This window comes from Methylibium sp. (genome assembly GCF_013817365.1).
Lineage (GTDB): Bacteria > Pseudomonadota > Gammaproteobacteria > Burkholderiales > Burkholderiaceae_C > Methylibium.
Window position 1 is genome coordinate 1 of record NZ_JACDCU010000456.1, and the last position, 3,089, is coordinate 3,089.

Here is a 3,089-nt window from a genome sequence, read left to right on the forward strand (position 1 = left end):
TTGCGGCCCAGTACGGGACCCATGCGCACGGCATACACGCCGGCCTTGGGCAGCGGCTGTCCCCACTCGGCACAGTCGCCGACGGCGAACACCTGCGGGTGCGACACCGAGCGCAACTGCTCGTCGACGCGAATGAACCCCCGTTCGCTGACGACCAACGATCCGCGTCGAGCCGGGTCGAGCTGCCAGGCGTGCGCCTCGGCGCCGGTGGCCCAGAGCACCAGGTCGCTGCTGCGCGCGATGGTGTCGCACCAGGCCGTCGCCAGCTGAACCCTGACGCCGGCCCGGGTCAGGGCTCGTGCGCAGGCCCGGCGGGCTGCCGGCGACACGCCTGGCAGCAAGGTGACGGCCCGTGTGACCAGGCCCCCGTGCACCAGGCGATCCGGGCGCATCGAGCGCAGGCGGGCCAGCACGGCCAGAAGCGATTCGAAGCCCGCAGCGCCCCCGCCTACCGCCGTCACCGTGGCCGGGCGATCGGATGGGTCGGCTCTCCAGTTCTCCAGCACGCGCTCGTAACCGGCGCGCAACTGCGACAGCGGGCGCAGAGCCAGCAGGGGGGTGCCTTCGGCCCGCGGCGGGCGCAGTGTCGAGCCCAGGTTGAGGGACAGCACGTCGTACCCGATGACTTCGCTCGAGCCCAGCGTCACGCAGCGCCGAGGAGCGTCGAGCGCATCGATCTCGGCTTCGATCCAGTGTGCCCCGGCCGCGGCGCACAGCGCGCGAAAGTCGATGACGATATCGTCGTAGCGGTAGATGCCGGCCAGCCAGCCCGGCACCATGCCCGAATAGGGGGCCAGGGCCTGAGGGGACACGACGAGCAATTCGACGCCGGGCAGCGGTGCGCGCACCCAGTCCAGCAGCACCTGCGCGTGGGCATGGCCGGCGCCGACGAGCACGAGGCGCTTCACGGCAACCACCCCGATGGCAGGCGCGCGAGATCGGCGGCCACATCGATGTCCGAAACCGCCGGCAGTTCGGCCCAACTCAGGCCGGCCGCGCGTGCACGATCTCGTGTCGTGGCCATCACTTGCGCGGTGCTCCAGGCGATCCCCGCGAAGAGGTCGGACGCGTCGCGGCGCAGGCCCACCAGCGCATAGCCGCCATCGAGCGCGGGCCCAGGGCCGTCGTCGCGTCAGCATTGCCACCGTTGACCACCAGCACCTCGGCGCCCCGCTCGCGCAGCGCCGCGAGCGCGCGCAACGTGCCCCCGACGCAGGCGGCTTCGTTCAGGACGGGCAGGATGATGCTCAGGGTTGTCTTCATCGCGCGTCGTTCAGCGCCCAGTCGTAGTCGAGGAAGGCGACCTCGACCTTCTCACTGCGGATCCGTTCGCGGTCGGCCTGCGCATCGGCCAGCGGGTCGGCGTGCTTCGCCGCAAAGCCGGCCAGCGAGGCGATGCCGCGGTGGCCGAGAGCGAAGTCTTCGCCGTACCAGTCGAAAATCTTCGACAGTTCCAGGCGGCCGCGCTGAACGTTCCAGCGGTTGCGCGTGCGGTCGGCCAGGAAGCGCTGCGTCTGCTGCGCCAGTTGCGCATCCAGCCGCTCGGCCACGAAGGCTTCCTCGCGCATCATCGGGCAGCCGATGGAGGCACAGTTCACGGCGAAGTGCACGCGGGGATCGTCGTAGACGCCGCGCTTGCGCAGCATCTGGTGCTCGATGTCGTCCAGCGAGACCTTGCCGCCGAGCAGTGCGATCCACTTCGGCTTCCACGGGCTCGACAGCAGGCTGCCCAGGTCCTTGATCGACTTCAGGTCCGGGTATTTCGTCAGGATGAGTTCGACCGTGAACGCGTTGTAGGCGTTGATCAGGAAGGCCTGCTGCTGCGCCTTCGAGAACGAAGCGAAATGCGGCGCCGAAACGGCCGAGAGCGACTCCACGTAGCTTCGCAGCGCCGGGCGATCCGCCGCGAAGCCGGCGTAGCGCAACTGTGAGGCCTGGCCGCCGCGCAACAGCACCACATGTTTGCTCAGCAGCACCGTCCAGGCGGCGTGGCCATGATCGAACGCTTGCGCAAACGCCGGCCGCGCGAGGGCCGCCGCAGCCAGTGCCAGTGCCAGTGCGAAGTGCCGTCGACGCAGCATCAGGCACGCTCCCAGCGGTGATAGCGCCCGACCCATTCCAGCAGCTTCTTTGGCGTGTGCGTGCTTCCATTCGCCGGCCACGTACTTGTTGGCCTCGGCGAGCGTCGAGTAGGTGTGGATGGTGCCCGCGATCTTGTTCAGACCCAGGCCGTGCTTCATGGCCAGCACATACTCGGCCAGCAAGTCGCCTGCGTGACGAAGGTGACGCGGAGGATCCTGTCCCCCTCACCGATCCCGAGGTGGCGCGCGTGGGGCTGTCGGAAACCGACGCGAAGGGTCGTCGAGGCCGTACTTCGCGGCGAAGGCACAGCCGTCATGCGGCCCCGACCGCGACGAACTGGGCGACAGGAACCGGCTCGTCTGCACCGGCCACCGTGGGCGCCTCGAGCGCGCCACCGCAACTGCTGCCGTGCCCCGCGGTGCAGCCGTAGCAGTGGTCGGCGCTCCGGATGTCCTCGCCCGCGATGTCGTGCGCCAGCAGGTCACGCAGATGGGGCCGCGGTGCCCCGTTCACGCGGGCTCGCAAGCCCAGCATCTGGTTGAAATCGCAGTCGTAGAGATCGCCTTGCCAATCGACGCTGATCGAGTAGCGGCACATCACGGCGTCGAGGTTGTCTTCTCGGTGCGCGTCGCGCAGCAGCTTCATGTACGGAGCAAACATACCCTTGCTGACCAAGGTGCTGCCGAAGCGCTGGATCGGCATGTTCGTCAGTGCGTACAGATGGTTGAAGCGGATGCCGAAGTGCAGCATCAGTTCACGCTTGTAGTCGGCTTGCAGCGCGCCCTGTGGCGGCGGCAGCACCGCCCCCTGCGGGTTGTAGACCAGGTTCAGCACCAGGCCCTTGCCCACGTCGCCGTAACCCAGCGCGTTGAGCTGGCGTAGCCCGGCGATGCTTTGTTCGAACACGCCGTCGCCACGCTGGCGGTCGACGGCGGCCGGGGAGTAGCACGGCAGCGAGGCCGTGACTTCCACGCCCTGTGCGGCCAGGAAGGCGGCCAGGTCTTGCT

Annotated in this window: 5 protein-coding genes and 1 pseudogene; all 6 read right to left on the bottom strand. The window is 68.8% G+C overall.

Annotated elements, in window-relative coordinates:
• The coding region (locus H0W38_RS19615; protein ID WP_292457319.1) for an FAD-dependent oxidoreductase at nt 1–908 on the bottom strand (908 nt) is incomplete at its 3' end.
• A complete protein-coding gene (locus H0W38_RS22175; RefSeq protein ID WP_367162449.1) occupies nt 905–1,087 on the bottom strand; it encodes a hypothetical protein in 183 nt (60 codons plus the stop codon). The genes H0W38_RS22175 and H0W38_RS19615, both read right to left, overlap by 4 nt.
• Nucleotides 1,024–1,263 carry a hypothetical protein gene (locus H0W38_RS19620; protein WP_292457320.1) on the bottom strand — a complete coding sequence of 80 codons (240 nt, stop codon included), beginning with the start codon at nt 1,261–1,263 and terminating at the stop codon, nt 1,024–1,026. Before H0W38_RS19620 ends, H0W38_RS22175 begins: the two co-directional genes overlap by 64 nt.
• The gene (locus H0W38_RS19625) at nt 1,260–2,117 is read right to left on the bottom strand and encodes a DUF547 domain-containing protein (RefSeq protein ID WP_292457322.1); all 858 of its coding nucleotides are present in this window, start codon (nt 2,115–2,117) and stop codon (nt 1,260–1,262) included. The genes H0W38_RS19620 and H0W38_RS19625 overlap by 4 nt, the downstream gene beginning before the upstream one ends.
• Nucleotides 2,081–2,276 (bottom strand): annotated as a pseudogene (locus H0W38_RS19630) (hypothetical protein); the annotation flags it as partial. The gene H0W38_RS19625 and the pseudogene H0W38_RS19630, both read right to left, overlap by 37 nt.
• 118 nt (nt 2,277–2,394) lie before the next feature.
• A partial coding sequence (locus H0W38_RS19635; RefSeq protein ID WP_292457325.1) for a DUF3641 domain-containing protein occupies nt 2,395–3,089 on the bottom strand: 695 nt, incomplete at its 5' end.

Excerpts from the sequence above, each read along its gene's own strand:
- H0W38_RS19625 (WP_292457322.1), bottom strand. The coding sequence starts at position 2,117 with ATGGGTCGGGCGCTATCACCGCTGGGAGCGTGCCTGATGCTGCGTCGA.
- H0W38_RS19620 (WP_292457320.1), bottom strand. The coding sequence starts at position 1,263 with ATGAAGACAACCCTGAGCATCATCCTGCCCGTCCTGAACGAAGCCGCC.